The sequence below is a fragment of the Streptomyces sp. NPDC004732 genome (assembly GCF_040609235.1).
Taxonomy (GTDB): domain Bacteria; phylum Actinomycetota; class Actinomycetes; order Streptomycetales; family Streptomycetaceae; genus Streptomyces.
Genome location: NZ_JBEXJR010000004.1, coordinates 709,648 through 725,036, shown reverse-complemented (window position 1 = coordinate 725,036; position 15,389 = coordinate 709,648). Strand labels below are relative to the sequence as shown.

The window sequence follows — 15,389 nt, the reverse complement described above, 5'->3', positions numbered from 1 at the left end:
ACCACCCACCCACCCGGCCCGGACACACCGGTCACGCCCACCACACAAGCCCCCGCCGCAGGCCCCACCGGCCCGGCAGAACCGCCCCGGGCAGCAAGAACACCGGCACACCGGAAGGCAAGACCTCCACCACAGGCCACACGGCCGACCGGCAGACAGGCGGGAGGCAGGCGGGCGGGTGGCGAGGAGGAAGCGCACCGGCGGGCGGGACACCGGGCCGGGCGGCCGAAGTGCCCGCACAGCAGGCGGACTTCCACCCACCGAGCCCACCCACCACGCCGCCCGGACACGCCAGCCCACCGGCACCCGAAAAGATCAGGCCTCACCCGCCAACCCCACCGAAAACAGCAACGCACCACACCCAGCCGCCCCCACACCGCAGCACCCACAACACGGCAAGGCACGGCGGGCACCGGCCCGATGCGCAGAACACGGCAGGCACCAGCCCGACGAGGCACCACACCAGACCACCGGCACGACACGACCGAGCACGGCCACCGGCAGGGCGCGGCAGGCACCGGCACGACGGGGCACCACAGGGCACCGCCACCGGCAGGGCACGGCGGGCCACCACCACCGGCACGACCAGACACACGGACCACCGGGCACCGCGGGGTGAAACACCCGTGCAGCAGGCGCACTTGGGGCCAGACCCGCCGCCTCCACCCCACCGGCCGGCCCCGCCACACGGGAACTCCCCGGCACCCCGGGGGGGGAGGTCCGGCCAACCGGCCGCATCAACGAAAAGACGAAGCCGCAACCACCACACCGGAGCACGGCCGGGCGAACCGCCCACACCGCGGCCACCCCCTGCACCAGGCACACCCCCAGCCCCCGGACGACAGGCCCCCACCCGACGCCCCCGGACTACCCCGACCACAACAGGCCCCCGGGGGGGGGAGCACCGGCAGGGGGGCAGAACCAGCAGGGGGGCAGGGCCACCCGGGGCGATCGGCCGACGGGGGGGGAGGGGCACCCTGGGCGATAGAGCCAACAGGCGGCAGGAGCACCCGGAAACAGGCCCGGGGCGGGGCGGGCCACTGCCCCCCCCGGGAGCGGGACCGGCGGGACCGGCGGGACCGGCGGGACCGGCAAGACCACCCGAAGCGCCCGCGCCAGCAGCGCCGACAGGGTCCCCCGGGGGCAGCACCGGCAGAGGCCAGGCCGCCCGCGGCAGCAGGGCCGGGCCCCCGCCCGAGGGGCAGGGCCGGGCAGGCCGCCCGGGGGCAGTTGGGCGGCAGGACCGGCGGGGCCCGCGCACCCCGCAGCCGGAAAACCCGCCCCTGCGCCCCCGCCGCCCGGCGGCCGTAGGCGGCGCCGGGGGCAGTTGGCCCCGGGGCCGTCTACGGCCGCCCGCTACGCCCCCGGCCCGGGCCAGCTGCGCCCGGCCGCCGCCTCCGCATCCACCCGCCGCAGCAGGTCCTCATCGATCTCCCCCAGCGAACGCACCACATGCCGCGCCCCCGCCCGCTCCATCAACGGCCGCTGGAACCCGTTCTCGTAATCACTGGGATGCCCGATGAACGCCACCCCCAGCTCCCGCGCCGCCTGCGCCACCCGCGCCACATCATCAATGAACACCACCTGATCCAGCCGCAGCCCGAACACCTCCTCGGTGATCTCCCGGATCCCCGGCCGGAAATCATTCGTGCACACATACCCCGGCGCATCGAACAACCCCGCCACATCCCCCAGATACCGGTCGAAATGCGCCCGCTCCAACCCCCCGTAACACACCACGGACACCCCCAGCCCCCGCAACCGCTCCAACAACTCATGCGCCCCCGCAAGCACCCGCACCGGATGCTCCACCAGATACCGCTCCCGCTCCTCGAAATACGCCGCCAGCAACTCCTGCGCACTGCCCCCCAGCACCTCCGCCGCCGCCCGCGCCGCCACCCCCTGCGACTGCGACAGCAACGCCTGCTCCAACTCCGCCCCGTACACCCCGCCCCGCGACTCCACCAACCGCCGGATCACCGGACCAAAACTGTCATTCAACAACACACCATCAATATTCACCCCCACCAACCGCACATGCCCCAACCCACCCACACCCGCACCCGCACCCGCACCCGCACCGGACCCGACCGCACCCGCACGACCCGCCATCACAAACCCACCCCTCACGACCGACAACAACCCGACACAAACCGAACAAACCCAGCCGACCATCCGCCCGCCCGGCCATCCACCGAACCGACACCCAGACCCCGGCCATCCAACAGACCACACCACCAGACCCAACCACCGGCCCAACAGCCAACCCCAGAACCGCAACCCGGACCGACAGCCAACCCGGACCCACGGCCCGACCCAACCCGGCGCGACGGCCGACCCGGACCCGCGGCCCGGGCCAAGCCCGATGAACCAGACCCAACCAAACCCGACGACCTAACCCGGCCCGACAGCCGACCCAGCCCGGCGACCGGCCCGGCCCGACACCCCGGCCCAACGACCAAACCCAACCGGCCCGATGGCCAGCGGCCGAACCAGCCCCGCACCCCGGACCAACCACCCGCCCACACCCTGAACCAACCACCCGGACCAGCCACTTGCACCGACCGCCCCAACCAGCCACCCGCACCAGCTACTTGCACCAACCGCCCCGACCAGCCACCCGGACCAGCCGCCCCCGGCCGCACACGCCGGGCGGCCGGACCAGCCGCACACGCGCCCGCCCGAGCCAGCCGCCCGCACCGGCCACCGAACGACAACACCCGCCAACCCGCCCCGGACCCGACCCGACCCGACCGGACCGGACCGGACCAACAACCAGACCCGACCGGCCGACCCGACCGACCAGAACCGACCGCCCGACCCGGGCGGCCCGAACCGACCGCCCGGACCGCACCACCGCCCGCCCCGCACCGCCGCCGCCCCCGCCGACGGCGCGAAAGCATAACAAGGGAACCGGACGCCCGGTTTTCCACCGCAATAAACGGACCGCAGAATTCCCCTTAACCCGGGAAACCGGCCCGGCACCCCTCCCCCGCACACCCCCCGAACCCCCCGGTTTCCCCCCGACTTCCCCTCCCGCCAGGAAGGCAACTACCCAGCGTCACAGAAACCGGAAACCCCGCCCGGAAACCGGAAACCAGCCCGCCCGAACACCCCCCGCCGAAAACCCTCACACCGCTGCATGTAATCACCACCAACCCTTGAAAAGGAAACCGGTGGGTATGTATGTTATGGCGTCACTTTCATTCACCTCCAGGGGGAGAGGTTCATGAGCAGCAGTCTCGTACTGCCCCAGTCGAAAGACACCCAGGGCACCCGCACCACCACCCGCACCACCACCGACGGAACGCCGGCCCTGCCCCGGCTCACCACCACCGTCCCCGCCGAATACGTCCACCGCGCCGCCCTCGCCGAGGTCTTCCTCACCGACTGCGAAAAAACCGGCCCCGACACCTACACCCTCACCGGCCAATGGCCCCGCGCCCACACCTTCTTCACCACCCCCGACGGACGCCACGACCACCTCCAGGCCTGCGAAACCCTCCGCCAGACCGGCATCTACCTCGCCCACGCCGAACACGCCATACCGCTGGGCCACCACTTCGTCATGCAGGACATGACCGTCACCACCCACCCCGAACACCTCACCATCGGCACCACCCCCACCCACCTCACCCTCCACACCACCCTCACCCGCCCCCGCCGCAGCCCCCAATTCACCATCACCCTCACCATCACCAACCCCCACCACCAGACCCTCGCCACCGGCCACGGCCACTTCACCTGCATCTCACCCGCCGCCTACCACCGCATGCGCACCACCAACAACCCCCACACCGACCCCACCACCCACACCCTCCAACACCTCCACCACACCCCCACCCACCAAAACCCCGCCACCTACGGCCGCACCCACCCCCACGACCTCGTCCTCAACCCCACCCACCAACCCCACACCTACACACTCAACCCCCACCCCCACCACCCCATCCTCTTCGACCACGACGGCGACCACCTCCCCGGCATGGTCCTCATCGAAGCCGCCCGCCAAGCCACCCACCCCCACCCCCCCACCACCCACCTCACCCACACCCACACCACCTTCCACCACTACGCCGAACTCACCACCCCCACCACCCTCACCACCACCCCACCCACCCACACCCACAACACCACCACCCACACCATCACCACCCACCAAAACAACACCCCCACCCACACCACCACCCTCACCCACACCCACACCCACCACCCCTAACCACCAACCACCCACACCCACACCCGCACCCGCACCCGCACCCGCACCCGCACCCGCACCCGCGAGCAGCACCCAGCCCCCCCACCACACGCCAGCAGCACGCGACACACCCGGGCAGCACGCGACGCGCGCGGAAGCATGAACAAAACCGCAACCCCTTGATGCCTACAAGCAAACCCGGCCCTTAACCCCCACCCACACACCAGCCCCCCACCGAAAACAACCCGCACCCCACACCAAGACAACACCACACTTCACCACTGCAATCCCCCACCGAGACACCGAGACGCCGGAACAAAACATTCCGGAAACAGCCGAAAACACAAACCACAAACCACGAACCGCAAGCACCGGCAAAAAGAAAACGGGCCAACCCCCCGGCCAGCCCACCACGCACCCCACACACCCAACCAAACCACCAAAACAATTCACCTTTGCCTGGCAGGCCTGTGGTGGTTGTCATGGCCCGGGTGGTGTGGGAGTGGGTCAGGGTCTTCGTACGGGGGCTGTGCCGACTCGCTCCACCACGCCCATCCAGAGCCTCTTTGAGCCGACCGTCCCTCCGCTGAAGGCGGCGTAACCGTCCAACTCGCCGGCTCGGACGTGGTGAACGCGATTGCCCAGCGGCCCCTTGTCGTCGACACCTCGCGGTGTGCTGTCGCCCGTGGTCGCACTCATCATGCAACTCCCCACCTTCATGCCCTCAGTTACGGCAATCGAGCTTGCTGTAATAGCAATATCTGCCCGACTGGTGAGGCGCTGGGATGTCTCGCATACGAGTGACGCTCCGCCTGTCCCGGCTTGACCCGAGGTCTCGGCGGGCTACGAAGACCCCATGGTGTGATCTTCGATTGGAGCCCGCATGCGTACACCCCTCACTGCCACCCACAGCTCCACGCCCCCGGGCCCGCACCCTTCATTCGCTTTGCTGACCGCAACAGCCCTCGCCGTCGTGCTCGTCACCACGCAGCCCGTGACAGCGCAGGCCGCGACCGTGCAGGCAGCGGCGCCCGCATCGTGCATCGACGGGCTCAGGGACTCACGCGCGCGTTCGTCCGTGGACGGCAACGAGATCGCCTGGGAGGACGAGACCCGGTTCGATGACGCCCGGCGGCACGCCCGCCGGGCCTGGACCCGCAACGGACTCCATCGGGTGAAGTTCCCCGCCGACGACGCCAGCCGGATCGCCGACCTGGAATGGTCGGACGTCAACACCGCCCGAGCTCCGTGGAAGAACATCCTCGGACGCTGGAAGGGAATGCCGGGCACGGATGCCGTCCAGCTCAACAGGGCGTATCTGGGAGCGGGCAAGGCGTACGGGGACACCAGGTCCCGTCGGATGATCGCCGCGCACGAGCTCGGTCACGCCTTGGGGTTCTGCCACAAGAACCCGGCGGCCTACCGCTCGTTGTTGGCACCGAGCACGTTCGACATGCCGTCCGACGGCAGGCCGACGCCGCGAGACCGGAGGAACTATCACGCGCTGTGGGGCTGAAGGACCGAGGACCCGAAGGACCCGAAGGACAGTGGAGCAGAAGGGTATGGGGGGCAGAACCATGAGTGATCTTCTGCGGCCTCTGGCGGTCGCCACGGCAGGAATGACGGTGCTGGCTGCTGCCGTCTGGGGCGCGTACGGCCTCACCGGGCTCCAGGAAGGCGGTAGTTCCGGAGAAGCGGTCACGCTCTACGATCCGCGTGACGCCCGGCAGGTGGCGGGGACCGCCGACGATGTATTCGCAGGCACCGTCGTGCGCCGCAGCGGGGAGCGTGACGTGTACGGCGTCTTCTCCGACCTCTACGCCGTGCGGGTCGGCCATGTGTTCAAAGGGCAGCTCCGCGGCACCGTCGCTGTCAGCTACGAGCAGGGTCATGAACCACTGGCCAAGGGCTCCTCCTACGTCTTTGCCACCGGGCAGGTGCCGGACGGGCAGAGCCACGCCGTACTCCTGGAGACGACTCTCACCCCCATCACCGGTCTGACCGCACCCGCACGCGCCCCCTCCCTCGATTCCGCACCCGCCTCCGTTCCCGCCATGTCAACCGTCAGCGCGCCCGCGGGACGGACGGTCGCCCAGTACTGGACCTGGGCCGTACGCCACGAAATCGACGTCTCACCCCGCTGAGCTGTTGGGCGTCAGCTGGCCCGACTCGCTCTACCAGCGTCTGGCCAACTACGCCCGTATGGCCTGGTCAGGTGAGGCCAGGCCAGGCCTCAGCCGGTGTGCTCTACGGATCTGCCCATCCGCCGCTGCGGAGCAGGGCAAGCTCGCTATCGCTGCGAGCGGGATCCGCAGCAGCGGGGACCGAGTGGCCGGTTCGCTTGAAGCCGACCTTGCCGTACATCGCCTCCGCCCGGGCATTGTCCTCGTGCACGAAGAGCCGGACGCGTTCGACCGGCGGCTCAGTCAGCGACCAGGACCACTCCAGGGCGGCCCGGAGGAGGTCCTCCGCGAGACCGGTGCCGCGCGCCTCGGGCCGGACGAAGACGCCCACGATGTGCGTCTGGAGAACTTCCGGGACGTCACCGAAGAAGCACTCGACGCCGGGCTGTTCGACGAGAACGGAGACCGTGCCGAGCCAGCGCCCCTCCGCAGTCCCCATAGTCTCCGCAGTCTCCGCGACGAACTGTCGGACTGTCCTGCCTTCGGCAGCCCCCGCGGCACGGTCCTGCCAGAAGCCATCGGGCTGGGCGGCGGCCTGCTCACGAGTCTCGTGGAACGCGAGATGCGCGACCGGATCCCGCAGCGCGTCCAGCCGCAGCGCCTTGATCCTGGCCCAGTCTTCGTGCCGTACGGCCCTGATGACGTGCTTCATCTGCCGATCCTCGCATCTGCCCTGGTGCTCGTCGCAACTGAATTCACATTGCCCCCGTGGGCTCCGGTATCAGCCCTCGCAGGGCTTCCGTGCCGACCACTACGACTCAAGCCCAGGAGCCGCGCCGCACCTCACCTATCCGCTATCCGCTTGCCGCTTTCCGCGCCCGATGGGCGGCCGCCTTGACGCGGCTCTGGCAGGCCGGGGAGCAGAACTGCTTGGCGGCGTTGCGTGAGGCGTCGACGTAGACGCGATCGCATTTCGGGGCCCGGCAGATGCCGAGGCGGCCCGCGAGGTCGCTGCCTAGGGCCAGGGCCAGGGCGGTGGCGCAGCCTGCGCTCCAGCCGATGGCCAGGGAGTCCTCGATGCCGTGGAAGTGGACCTGCCAGGGTTCTCCGGGCACGCGGTCCAATTGGGGGCGGGCGCCGGTGGCGCGCAGGAGGGTGTTGAGGGTGGCGGCCGCGGCATCGATGTCTCCGCTGTCTACAGCGGAGAAGACCTCGCGCAGTTCCCCGGCGGTTCGGGCCAGGAACTCGGCCGGTCCCTGTCCGACCTCCTCGCGGCTGAGGCTACCGGGCGGGAGGGCGGCCAAGACGGCGTCGGGCAGGTCGGTTTCACGGGGCGCCACGTAGGTCCTTCCGCGGCGAGCGCCGTCGGTCAGTTCGTTGACGAGTGCGACCGCCACATCCAGCAGCATCGCGATGTGACTGTCGAACATCACTTGACCGGTCACCCCTTCGAGATCTAACGTCCGTGACTGCCATTATGCAATTCGTCGGTCACAGAGGGGGAGGGGGGCGGTCCGTGCGACGTTTTCTGGGCGCCGAGCAGGCGTTGCCGCGCACCGTGTGGTGGCTCATCGGCGCACGTGCCGTCAACCGGCTCGGAGCTTTCTCGCTCTCCTTCCTCACCGTGCTGATCACCACGCAGTACGGCGCGAGCACCGCTACCGCCGGGTTGATCTCAGCCGCCTTCGGGCTGGCGACGGTCCCCTCCCGGCTGGTCGGCGGGCATCTGGCGGACCGGCTGGGGCGGCGCCGCACCATCGTCGTCGGACTGGTCGGCTGTGCTGTCGCCCAGTTCGGCATCGCCGCGGCTGGCAGTCCGGCCATGGCAGCCGCCTTCGTGGTGCTGCTGGGCCTCGTCTTCGAACTCTACGAGCCACCGAGCCAGGCAATGATCGCCGACGCGGTGGGGCCCGCGGAACGCACCCGTGCCTACAGCCTGCTCAACGCCGCCCTGGCCGCGGCGGGCATGGGCGCAGGCCTGCTCGCCGCGGGACTGGGCCGGTGGGACCTGCGCTGGCTGTTCGTCGCCGACGCCGTGACCTGTCTGCTCTGTGCTCTCGTGGTGCGCAAGGCCCTTCCCGGTGACCCGCCGCGGGCCGTCCAGGCTGCAGCCGAGGGCGAGGGCGGGAGTCAAGTCGGGGGCGGGGGCGGAGGTGAAGTCGAGACCGTGACAGTCGCCCCGTGGCGTGACTCCACGCTGCTCGCCCTCCTCATCTCAGGCACCCTGTTCGCCCTCGTCTACCTACAGATCATGGCCACCCTGCCCCTGGCACTGGCCCACCGCGGACTGCCGCCTGCCGACGCCGGAGTCCTGTTCACCACCTCGGCCCTCACCATCGTCCTGGGCCAACCCCTGCTGCGGCTCAAGCCGATCGCCACGCTGTCCACACCCGTCGCCTTCGCCACCGGCTATACATTGCTCGCCGTGGGCGTGGCCGGATACAGCACCGCACACACCCTGAGCGCCCACCTCCCGCCGACGATCGTGTGGAGCCTGGGCGACCTCGTCCTCGTGGGCCGGGCATACACGCTCGTCGCGGGTCTGGCCCCGGTCCACGGCACCGGCCGCTACCTCGCCGTCTACGGAACCAGCTGGGGCATCGCAGGAATCGCCGCCCCGTTGATCGGCACCCAACTCCTCCAACGCTGGGGACCGACCGCCTTGTGGCTCACCATGTCCGCGGTCTGCCTCACTCTGGCGATCACCCAGCCGCGCCTGGCCCGCACCGCCGCCGCGCGCACATCCCATCGCCGCGAGCTCGCCGACGAGAGCCTCCTCGAGCTAGCAGGAAGTCCTCCGGTCCTCAGCACCGATCGGAGAACGCCCCGTCGACCAGGACGGGTACCGCGGTGCAGGTGTCCGGTTCCGTGGCGACGGCGACGTCTTCGGCGAAGCCTCCGCCGACGAGTTCACGCCCGGAGACGCTGGCGGCCACCGCCGCGGCGACGTCCGACGTCGTCCGGAACGCGGTCGCTGCCAGACTCGCTTCCGGTGAGAGCGCGAGCGTACGGGCGGGCGAGTCCGCATGTGCATGTGCGTGCGCCTGCGCCTGCGCCGCCTCAAGTTGATCCTGCAGCCCGGCGATGACGGCGCCCGCGCCCAGCAGGTCCTCCATGGCGGGCCGCAAGCTTCCGTCCGGCCAGCGTTCGCCGGAGGCGATCACCGCTATGGGGCGTTCCGTGGTCCCGTAACCCTCTCGAACGAGCCAGTGGCTCACGGCCGTCGCGTTCCTGAGGGCTGCGGCGACCACGGGGAGCTCTCCGGCCGAGGCCGCGATGGCGGAGCCATTCGGTGAGGGGAGTACCAGGCGGGGCGTGAAGGGGGCGCGCCGTAGTGCGGCGGGAGAGAGAGACCAGGGTGATGCGGCCGTGGCCATCCGACGCCCCACTGCCAGGTCCGCGCCCACGTGGTCGGCGAACGTGGACGCCGTCTCGTCCCGCCAGCGGTACGGGAAGACCCGCGTTCCCGCCTCGACGGCGACCGTCACGGCCGTGGTGAACGAGAGCACGTCCACGACCACGACACAGGCGGCATCCGCCGCCAGCCGCTCCGCCCCTGTGGGGCCCCACTCGAACCGGACCCCATGAGCACTCTGCAGATACCAGTCATCCATGACCGACGATCGTGCCAGTCGCGCCCGTCGTGCCAGTCGCGCCCGTCGTGCTAGTCACGCCAGTCGTGCCGCCTTGCCCCGACCCATGGGGCTGAGGCAGGCTCTGCCGATGGTCTCGGTATTGCAGAATGTGGCAGTCGATTGCTCCAACGCCTATGAACTGGCCCGCTTTTGGAGCGAAGTGACCGGTCGTCCATTGCATCCGATGGACAGGCCCGGTGACAAGGAGACCCAGGTGATGCTGCCGGAAGGGCCGCTCCTGCACTTCAATCAGGTGGCCGAGCCCAAGGCGTCGAAGAACAGGCTGCACCTGTGCCTGCGCCCGGAGACGACGCGCGAGGCGGAGGTCGAGCGGCTGCTGAACCTCGGTGCCACCCTGGTCATCGACCGCCGGGAACCCGCCGGCGCGGGGTGGGCCGTGCTTGCGGATCCCGAAGGCAACGAGTTCTGCGTCCTGCGCAGCGAGTCCGACCGGGCGGCCATGGCGGCGGCCGATTCTCCCGTGCAGGGGCCCCGAGGCGAGTAGGCCCCGACTCGTTCATCACCCGCCGCGGAGCCGCGTACGTCACTCGTTGTGGGGCCGTAGAAGTCGAACGACAGCGCCCGAAATAGGACATAGCCCCCAGCCCCCCTCTTCCATCGACAGGATCCCGGACCATACTGGTCGGGCCCCGATCACCTACAGAACGATTCCATGGCCAAGAACAGCACCTCCTCGACCACCGTCCCCGACACCGCGTGGCTGGGGCGCGGGCGCCACCTCGGGCCCGAGCCCGAGCAGGACGTCCGTCGCAACCTGATCGCCCTCAAGGCGGCCGGGGTGCTCGACGACTTCCTGGACCTCGACCCCAAAGAGGCGGCACGTTCCACCGTCCTGCATCCGCGGGACGAGTCCGCAGACCCGGGCCCGTCCGCCCGGCGGCTCTTCGAGGCCCGCTGGCACGTGACCGACGACATCACGGTGCGCGCCCAGCTGACCACGTACGACTCGGAGAACCGGCGCAAGGAAGGCGAGGGCGTCGCCTGGGTCCTCGCCGCCGAGGCGGAGCAGGTGTGGGACGCGCACTGGCCCTCCCCCGCCACGATGTTCTGGCCCGACAGCGACCAGGTCCCCTGGGACCACGACGCGACGTCCGACCTCCGTCTGCGGTCGACCAACCACCTGCCGAAGGACGACGACGAACTGCGGCACCTGCTGCGGGACTGCACCCGGCAGAGCTGGTACGTCCACGTCGTGGTGCACGAGGCGATGACGCCGGACGCGAAGGGGCAGCAGCCGATCTCGACGTTCCTGCCGCGCAGCCTGCGTCACCAGGTGGTCGAGCACCGGGGCACGCCGGAGCAGGCGCAGATCGCCGACTTCGCCATGAAGCGCGAACTGAGCGTGCGCATGCCCCGCGGTGGCGCCGTCGTACTGCCCATGGCGCCGCAGAGCCCGGAGTACGACGCGGAGCGTTTCACGGTGCGCTCGGTCTTCCTGGACGGCTCGGAGCCGACCGAACTCCTCGACAGGGTAAAGGAGTTCGCCGCGCTGCCCCGCCCCCTGTCGACCGAGGCCGAGCAGGCTCTCACTCGGCTGCGCCAGGGCTGGCACCTCCTCACCCCTGAGGAGGAGCTGACACACGCCCAGGACATGGTCACCAAGTACGCCGAGGCTCTCGACGCCATGACGACTTCGCGTGACCTGTACCGGGAGGCGGCCGACGCGGCGCAGGCCGCGTTGGCGGAGGTGTCCGGCGGAGACGGTACGTCCGCGCCGACCGCGACCGGGCAGGCCAAGGCGGACGGCGGCTCGCCGCTGAACGCCTTCACCAAGGCGTTCGGCCGGTTCCGGGAACCGAAGAAGTAGGCGGCGGATGCGAGAGCGGGGTGACAGCTCCAGCCCGAACGCGGGCTCGGACGCGGGCTCGGACGCGGAAACGGAACCGGCCCTGCACCCAGGGGAGCGTCTCGCCGCTTACAGCAACGTTTCCACGGCCCTGAGCCTGCTCAGTGATCAGCAGCTGCACGGCCTCGTCGACTCCGCCGAACCGCTCGGCGTCGGCATCGGTGGCAGCTCGGCCCTGCTGAAGGTTGCCGGGGTGCCGGTCTTCGCCAAGCGAGTGCCCGTCACCGCGAGGGAACTCCGGCCGGATCATGTCCGGTCCACCGCGAACGTCTTCGACCTGCCCGCCTTCTGCCAGTACGGCGTCGGCGGTCCGGGCTTCGGCGTGTGGCGGGAGGTCGCCGCGCACACGATGACCACGAACTGGGTGCTCACTGGGCAGCATCACGCGTTCCCGTTGATGTATCACTGGCGCGTTCTGCCCGCCGCGTCCGCCACATCCTCCGTACCCGGCGGACCCGGCGGACCCGGCGGACCCAGTGCGGGCCAGGACCTCCCGGACGAACTCGCCGACGTGGAGCGGGCCGTCGCCTACTGGGGAGGAGGGCCGGCGGTACGCAACCGCATCGAGGCCCTCAAGGAGGCATCGGCGAGCCTCGTGCTGTTCCTGGAGTACGTTCCCCGGACCCTGCACGAATGGCTTGCCGAGCAGGTGCGTATCGGTGGCCGAGCCGCCGACCGGGCCTGCCGTCTGGTCGAGCAGGAGCTGGTGTCCGGCACCTCCTTCATGAACGACCGCGGGCTCCTGCACTTCGACGCCCACTTCCAGAACATCCTGACGGACGGCCACCGCCTGTACTTCTCCGACTTCGGCCTGGCCCTCTCCTCCCGGTTCGACCTGTCCCCCGAGGAAGCCGACTTCTTCGACGAGCACCGTACGTACGACCGCGCGTACACCCTCAGCTATCTGGTGAATGCGTTGATCAGCGCGCTCTACGGATACGAGCGGGCCGAACGGGAGGCGCTCATACGCGCGTGCGCCGACGGAGCCCCTCCCCCGGCCGGTCCGGCGGAGGCCCGAGCGATCATCGCCCGGTACGCGCCGCTCGCCGCGGTGGTGACGGAGTTTTACGGCAGGCTGCTGGAAGAGAGCCGGGAGATCCCGTACCCGCGCGAGGCGGTTCACCGAATCCTGGGTCCTTGACCCTGGGTCCTGAGTCCTGGGTCCTGGGCCCTGGGGCATAAATCCGATGCGTAGGTTCCTGATCTCGCCTGATACTCGTTCGAGCCCAGAGAAGAGCCAGAGAAGAGAACGGGGGAACCGAAGTGAAGCTTGCTGAGGCACTGGCAGAACGTGCAGAGGCGACGCGCCGCGTCGAGCAGCTGCGGGCGCGCGTCGTCAGCAGTGCGCGTTACCAGGAAGGCGAGACGCCCCCCGAGGACGCGGCCCAGCTGTTGGCCGACACCGGCGAGGTGCTCGACTCCCTGGAGTCGCTGATCCGGCGGATCAACCGCACCAACGCCACCGTGGACCTGGGCGAGGACGGCACGCTCACCGACGCGCTCGCGCGCCGGGACGTGCTGCGGCTGCGCCACTCCGTGGTCACCGCGGCCGCGGACGCCGCGGCGGGCACGGGCGACCGGGGGTACGGGCGGCAGCTGCGGTCCGAGCTGATGATGCTCTCCGCCCTGCCTGTCGCGGAGCTGCGCGGCCAGGCGGACGCGCTCGCCCGGGACATCCGCGAGATCGACGTGCGGATCCAGCGCGCGAATTGGGAGGTCGACCTGCTGGACTGAGCCGGTTCGGCACGGCAGTCCCGCAGTGCTGCAGGGCGGCAGTGATGTAGGGATGCAGGGACGGACGATGACGATGGGGAGCAGGTAGCTGTTCCGGAGGCGTGCACACACCGCGGGCCGGCGGATTCCGGCCCACTCCTGGAGCGTGAAGAGCAACGCGGGGGTTCGACTCCCCGATGACAGTGCAGCTCAGCACCGCGTACAGGTGACAGTGCACCTTGCACAGCACATCACCACGTGCAGATCCGGGCAGTGAGGGCGGGTTCGGGGTTCCCCCGTCGTCGTCGTTTCAGATGTTGTCCGAACTCAGGCCCACCTGAGTGATTCGCTCGTCCCCGAGACTCCGCTGGACGTCCGCCAGGAGGACGCCCAGGAGTTCGGTGAGCCGGGCCTGCTGGTCGGCGGTGAGGCCGCCGATCAGGTCGGCTTCCCTGCCCAGCACTTGGTCCACCGTTGCCTCCACCAGCGCGTGGCCCGCTTCGGTCAGGGTGACCTCGACCGTACGGGGCTTGCCCTCTCCGGGGCGGCGGGTGACCAGGCCTTCGCGTTCGGCGCGGGCCACGCGCTGCGAGACGGCGCCCGCCGTGACCATGGAGAGTCGGCCGAGTTCGCGGGTGGTCAGGGTGTAGGGCTTTCCGCTGCGGCGCAACACGCTGAGCAGGTCGAGCGTCGCGGTGTCCACGCCCGCCCGGGCGAGAACCCGCCGCCGGTCGTCGCCGAAGAGCTTGGCCAGCTGCCAGATCGGCGTGACGATGCCGATCGACGTGGCGGGGGTGCCGGGGCGCTCGCGCTCCCAGGCGGTGGCGATGTCCCGTGCGGTGTACGCGGCGGTCCCGACCGTGTCAGACCCACTCCCACCGCGCTCCGACTCACCCACCTCGCTCACCTCTCCCGGCCCGTCCGGCCCTCCGGGCCCTCCCGGCTCCGCCGCCCCATCCCCCGTCGCCGCCTTGCCCATGCCGCGCTCCTCACCCTCAGTGGTACGTTACGTTTAGCTCTAAATTTAGACCTCAACGGATGTTCGGAGCTCAGCTTATGACACGCACCATCCTGATCACCGGCGGCGGCACCGGCATCGGCCGCGCGGCCGCCCGCCTCTTCGCGGAACAGGGCGATTCCGTGTTCGTTACCGGTCGCCGCCCCGAGCCCCTCGACCGGCTGGCCGCGGAGACCGGCGTACGCGGTGTGGTGTGCGACCACACCCGGCCCGAAGCGCTCACCGCCCTCCTCTCCGCGCTACCGGAGCAGGTCGACGTCCTCGTCAACAACGCAGGCGGGAACACCGACTTCGACGCCGAGAGCGAGGCGGACCTCGCGGTCGGCGAAAAGGCCGATCTGATCGCGTACGCGCAGGCCTTCCGCGAGAACCTGGACTCCAACCTCGTCAGCGCCGCGCTGACCACCAGGGCGCTGGACGGACGGCTCGCGGCCGGTGGGGCGGTCGTCCACATCGGGTCGATCGCCGCCGCGCAGGGGTCCGGCGCCGGAGCCTACGGCGCCGCCAAGGCCGGGCTCGCCTGCTGGAACCTCGACCTGGCTCGTGCGCTCGGGCCGCGCGGCATCACCGCCAATGTCGTCGCGCCCGGCTACATCGCGGACACCGAGTTCTTCCGGGACCGGCTCGCGGACCAGCGGCGCGAGCAACTCGTGGCCGCGACCTCGACGGGCCGGTCCGGTTCACCGGCCGACATCGCGGACACGGTCGCTTTCCTCGCCTCTCCCGGGGCACGCCACATCACGGGGCAGGTGTTGCACGTCAACGGGGGTGCCTACATGGCTTGTTAACCACTGGACCCCATCTGCAGAGCCTTCCGACACGCCCACTACTCTCG

At 70.2% G+C, this 15,389-nt stretch carries 13 protein-coding genes and 2 pseudogenes; 9 read left to right on the top strand and 6 right to left on the bottom strand.

The window, feature by feature from the left end; all coding sequences use genetic code 11:
* Window positions 1–1,356: 1,356 nt before the first annotated feature.
* Complete coding sequence (locus tag ABZV77_RS15575) at window positions 1,357–2,007, bottom strand: HAD family phosphatase (protein ID WP_356255984.1); 651 nt, start codon at window positions 2,005–2,007, stop codon at window positions 1,357–1,359.
* Window positions 2,008–3,229: 1,222 nt separating this feature from the next.
* Between ABZV77_RS15575 and ABZV77_RS15570 the strand changes: the two genes are divergently transcribed.
* On the top strand, window positions 3,230–4,219 hold the full coding sequence (locus tag ABZV77_RS15570; protein ID WP_356255981.1) for a ScbA/BarX family gamma-butyrolactone biosynthesis protein: 990 nt from the start codon (window positions 3,230–3,232) through the stop codon (window positions 4,217–4,219).
* Window positions 4,220–4,738: 519 nt separating this feature from the next.
* Here the strand turns inward: ABZV77_RS15570 and ABZV77_RS15565 are convergent.
* Window positions 4,739–4,897, bottom strand: a pseudogene (locus ABZV77_RS15565) (cupin); the annotation flags it as partial.
* A gap of 247 nt (window positions 4,898–5,144) precedes the next feature.
* On the opposite strand from ABZV77_RS15565, the gene ABZV77_RS15560 reads away from it, so the two are divergent.
* Together ABZV77_RS15560 and ABZV77_RS15555 are read left to right on the top strand one after the other, a co-directional pair.
* Complete coding sequence (locus tag ABZV77_RS15560; RefSeq protein ID WP_356255978.1) at window positions 5,145–5,714, top strand: hypothetical protein; 570 nt, start codon at window positions 5,145–5,147, stop codon at window positions 5,712–5,714.
* A 61-nt stretch (window positions 5,715–5,775) separates the two neighbouring features.
* A complete protein-coding gene (locus ABZV77_RS15555) occupies window positions 5,776–6,342 on the top strand; it encodes a hypothetical protein (protein WP_356255975.1) in 567 nt (188 codons plus the stop codon).
* Between the two features lie 103 nt (window positions 6,343–6,445).
* Here ABZV77_RS15555 and ABZV77_RS15550 read toward each other — a convergent pair whose 3' ends face one another.
* Window positions 6,446–7,033 (bottom strand): GNAT family N-acetyltransferase, encoded by a 588-nt coding sequence (locus ABZV77_RS15550; protein WP_356255972.1) that lies wholly within the window; start codon window positions 7,031–7,033, stop codon window positions 6,446–6,448.
* A gap of 142 nt (window positions 7,034–7,175) precedes the next feature.
* Window positions 7,176–7,751 (bottom strand): CGNR zinc finger domain-containing protein, encoded by a 576-nt coding sequence (locus tag ABZV77_RS15545; RefSeq protein ID WP_356256089.1) that lies wholly within the window; start codon window positions 7,749–7,751, stop codon window positions 7,176–7,178.
* A gap of 47 nt (window positions 7,752–7,798) precedes the next feature.
* Between ABZV77_RS15545 and ABZV77_RS15540 the strand changes: the two are divergent.
* Window positions 7,799–8,920 (top strand): annotated as a pseudogene (locus ABZV77_RS15540) (MFS transporter); the annotation flags it as partial.
* Window positions 8,921–9,125: 205 nt separating this feature from the next.
* Here ABZV77_RS15540 and ABZV77_RS15535 read toward each other — a convergent pair.
* The gene (locus ABZV77_RS15535) at window positions 9,126–9,935 is read right to left on the bottom strand and encodes a 2-phosphosulfolactate phosphatase (protein WP_356255969.1); all 810 of its coding nucleotides are present in this window, start codon (window positions 9,933–9,935) and stop codon (window positions 9,126–9,128) included.
* 109 nt (window positions 9,936–10,044) lie between these two features.
* Between ABZV77_RS15535 and ABZV77_RS15530 the strand changes: the two genes are divergently transcribed.
* The 4 genes from ABZV77_RS15530 (at window position 10,045) to ABZV77_RS15515 (ending at window position 13,557) form a co-directional block, all read left to right on the top strand.
* Window positions 10,045–10,461 (top strand): VOC family protein, encoded by a 417-nt coding sequence (locus ABZV77_RS15530; RefSeq protein ID WP_356255966.1) that lies wholly within the window; start codon window positions 10,045–10,047, stop codon window positions 10,459–10,461.
* A 168-nt stretch (window positions 10,462–10,629) separates the two neighbouring features.
* Window positions 10,630–11,784, top strand: coding sequence for a hypothetical protein (locus ABZV77_RS15525; RefSeq protein ID WP_356255963.1), 1,155 nt, complete (start codon window positions 10,630–10,632; stop codon window positions 11,782–11,784).
* A 7-nt stretch (window positions 11,785–11,791) separates the two neighbouring features.
* Entirely contained in the window at window positions 11,792–12,964 is a 1,173-nt protein-coding gene (locus ABZV77_RS15520) for a protein kinase family protein (RefSeq protein ID WP_356255960.1), read from the top strand.
* 122 nt (window positions 12,965–13,086) lie between these two features.
* Window positions 13,087–13,557, top strand: coding sequence for a DIP1984 family protein (locus tag ABZV77_RS15515; protein ID WP_356255957.1), 471 nt, complete (start codon window positions 13,087–13,089; stop codon window positions 13,555–13,557).
* Window positions 13,558–13,846: 289 nt separating this feature from the next.
* Here ABZV77_RS15515 and ABZV77_RS15510 read toward each other — a convergent pair whose 3' ends face one another.
* Window positions 13,847–14,515, bottom strand: coding sequence for a MarR family transcriptional regulator (locus ABZV77_RS15510; RefSeq protein WP_356255954.1), 669 nt, complete (start codon window positions 14,513–14,515; stop codon window positions 13,847–13,849).
* Window positions 14,516–14,592: 77 nt separating this feature from the next.
* Here ABZV77_RS15510 and ABZV77_RS15505 point away from each other — a divergent pair, with 77 nt between their 5' ends.
* Window positions 14,593–15,342, top strand: a complete 750-nt coding sequence (locus ABZV77_RS15505) for an SDR family oxidoreductase (RefSeq protein WP_356255951.1) — start codon at window positions 14,593–14,595, stop codon at window positions 15,340–15,342.
* The last annotated feature ends 47 nt before the right edge of the window (window positions 15,343–15,389 follow it).